General features: G+C 57.1%; 3 protein-coding genes and 1 pseudogene. All 4 read left to right on the top strand.

Annotation, left to right across the window (positions count from 1 at the left end):
* Window positions 1-251: pseudogene (locus V6C07_RS04755) on the top strand (precorrin-2 dehydrogenase/sirohydrochlorin ferrochelatase family protein); the annotation flags it as partial.
* Entirely contained in the window at window positions 238-1,065 is an 828-nt protein-coding gene (gene ccsA, locus V6C07_RS04750) for a cytochrome c biogenesis protein CcsA (protein ID WP_333535222.1), read from the top strand. The pseudogene V6C07_RS04755 and the gene ccsA, both read left to right, overlap by 14 nt.
* Before the next feature lie 14 nt (window positions 1,066-1,079).
* Entirely contained in the window at window positions 1,080-2,372 is a 1,293-nt protein-coding gene (hemA, locus tag V6C07_RS04745; protein ID WP_333535221.1) for a glutamyl-tRNA reductase, read from the top strand.
* A complete protein-coding gene (locus tag V6C07_RS04740) occupies window positions 2,372-2,707 on the top strand; it encodes a hypothetical protein (RefSeq protein ID WP_333535220.1) in 336 nt (111 codons plus the stop codon). The genes hemA and V6C07_RS04740 overlap by 1 nt, the downstream gene beginning before the upstream one ends.
* Window positions 2,708-2,995 lie beyond the last annotated feature (288 nt).

Below are 2,995 nucleotides of genomic sequence, written 5' to 3'. Positions count from 1 at the left end.
AAGGCGAACTGGCCTGCTGGCTGGCCCCCCGCGCACGCATGGCCTGTCTGATGGGTCGTCTGCGGCCGCTTGTTCTTGCTTTGGGCGGCAAGACAGGGCAGAATACCGAGTTGTTCCGAAAACTGGCGGCCTCTCCCCTGCAGCAATGGCTGGAGGAAAAGGAAATGGAAAACTGCCGCCAGTGGCTGTTGGCGGAATTGCCGACGGAATTGCACGCTCATATAGCGGAGTTACTTTATGATCTCCCCTGAATTTTCCACCGGTGTCACGCTGCTGCTGTACGGCCTTGCAAGCGTGTCCGGCATAGTCGGCATGGTGGCGCGCAGCCCTTTCTGGCGAAAGCTTGGCTGCTGGCTGGCGGGCGCGGGTTTTATTTTTCAGACCATCTCTCTGGCTACGGGCTTTCACAAGGCCCTGCCCGGCGGGCTGAGCCTTGGGGCATACCTGCAGCTCATGGCCTGGTTTGTGGTTTTGTGCGGACTGGTGGCCTGGGGCAAACTCCGGCAGGAGTCTCCGCTTATTTTCGCCTCACCGCTTGGCCTTATGCTTTTTGCCATGTCGGCCCCGTATCTTGAAGCGGTTGTCCAGGTTCCGCCTTCGCTCAAGGCGCCTTTTTACGCCCTGCACATCGGCACGCTTTTTCTGAGCCTGGCCCTGCTGGCCCTGGCCTTCGCGGCCGGAGCACTTTTTCTTTTTCTGGAAGCGCGCATCAAGAGCAAGCAGTATATGAAGGGCTTTTGGCAGGACATGCCCGCCCTCACCATGCTTGACAAAATCAACGCCTTCACTACGGTTGTGGCCTACCCTCTGTATACTCTGGGCATAATTTCCGGCCTTGTATGGGCAAAGCCCGTATTTGGCGCTACCGTTACGGGCGATCCCAAGGAAGTTATCAGCATCGTCATCTGGATGCTGTTTTCCGTACTGTTCAACAACAGGATCACCAAGGGGTGGAGAGGCCGCAAACCGGCACGACTGGCGGTTTTTATTTTTATTTTGTGTCTTTTTTCAATCATTGTGGTGAATACCTTTATGGAGACGCACCACGCATTCACCCGGCGCTGACTTGGGCATGAACTATGGACTGTGATATCTTTCTTGTGGGCCTGAATCACCGCACCGCCGGAGTGGATGTGCGCGAACGCTTCGCCCTTGCCAATCATTGCGATGAAGAACACTGGGCTCTGCCATGTACGGGCGCGGTTAGCGAGAGTATTATACTCTCCACCTGCAACCGCGTGGAAATCCTGGCGGCAGGAACCGGCGAAGTGGCGGAGCAGGTGCTGCGCAACTGGGCTGGAGCAAGGGAAAGCGACGTTGAGGATCTCAGGCCCTACGTCTATGTGCATAAAAACCTTGAGGCAGTGCGGCATCTGTTTTCCGTGGCGTCAAGCCTGGATTCAATGGTGCTGGGCGAACCCCAGATTCTCGGCCAGTTGAAAACCGCCTACCGCAAGGCCGTAAAAAGCCGGGCCACGGGTGTCATTCTCAACAGGCTGCTGCACAAGGCTTTTTCGGTGGCAAAAAGGGTGCGCACCGAAACCGCCGTGGCTTCCAGCGCGGTTTCCATCAGCTATGCCGCCGTGGAACTGGCAAAACGCATTTTCGGCGACATGCGCGAACACAAGGCCATGCTTGTGGGAGCGGGCGAAATGGCCGAACTGGCCGCCATGCACCTCCTTCAGGCCGGAATTAACGAAATTCTTGTGGCCAACCGCACCCTTGTGCGCGGAGAGGAACTGGCAAAGCAGTTTAACGGACACGCCATTCCCTTTGAAGACATGTCGCGCCATCTGCTGGATGTGGACATCATCATCACTTCCACCGGCTCGCAGGAACCCATTATCCGCGCCCGCGACATCCGCGCAGCCCTCAAGGCCCGTAAAAACAGGCCCATGTTTTTTATTGATATTGCGGTCCCACGCGACATTGATCCAGATGTCAACGGTCTGGACAACGTCTATCTGTACGACATTGATGACCTCAAGGAAGTTGTCGAAGAAAACCTCGCCACCCGGCGCGATGAGGCGGCCAAGGCGGCAGAGATCGTCAACGAAGAAGTGGTGCAGTTTTCGCGCTGGCTGGCTGCTCTGGACATGCAGCCCACCATTGTGGACCTTATCAAAAAAGGCCAGCGCGCCGCGGAAGAGGAACTGGCAAAAACCCTCAAGCGCCTTGGCCCCGTGGACGACAATACGCGGGAGGCCCTTGAAGCCATGGCCGGCGCACTGGTGCGCAAGCTCAACCACGACCCCATCATGTTTCTCAAGCATGGCGGCATGTCTCAGGAAGGCAACGGCCCCCGCATAAGCATCATGCGCCGCATTTTCAACCTGGATAAAACAGGCTGTATTTACTCGGAGGAAAACTGATGCGCTGGTATGGCATCGACGACCTCACGCCCGAGGACACGGCAAAAATAGCCGCCAGACTCAAAGAAATGGAGCTTGAAGCCGGTCTTGAGGGTCTGTATTGGCTGCCCGCACCCGCAGAACTGCTTTCCGGTCTGCAAAAAGAGCACACCGAAAGCTGCGGCCCGCACGTTTTCGGACTGGAACTTGAAGAAGATTCTTTGCGGATGGAACTTCTGGTTCGGGCCAAAGGACGCATGCGGTGCGAATGTGTGCACTATGCCGAGCCGGAACTGCGCGATCGCATGATCGTCTGGCTTGATCAGATGCTTGCCGATCTTGGCATCAACGCCTGACGCGGCAGATATTTTTCTGACCGCTCTGCCGCCTGCGAAGTGAGCGGCAGACGCGTGAGCGCCAAGGCGTATCGTTGTGAACACAGCGAATGCACGCCGAATGCCGCAGCACATTGAAATACGCATTCTGTATGGCTGCACGGTCAAAATGCAGGCCGCTGCCATTTGAAGTTTTTGGCTTATTTTCATTTGGGCCGCCTGCGCGGCGGGCGGCAGAGGGGGCCTGTTAGGGGCTTTGCCCCTCCGAGGCCCCCTCTGCACTCCCCCCGGACCACCCCTGAAGTTTCC

The organism is Desulfovibrio sp. 1214_IL3152, assembly GCF_036763055.1.
Classification (GTDB): domain Bacteria; phylum Desulfobacterota; class Desulfovibrionia; order Desulfovibrionales; family Desulfovibrionaceae; genus Desulfovibrio.
The sequence above is the reverse complement of the archived record's forward strand: the minus strand, read 5'-3'. Positions and strand labels throughout refer to the sequence as shown.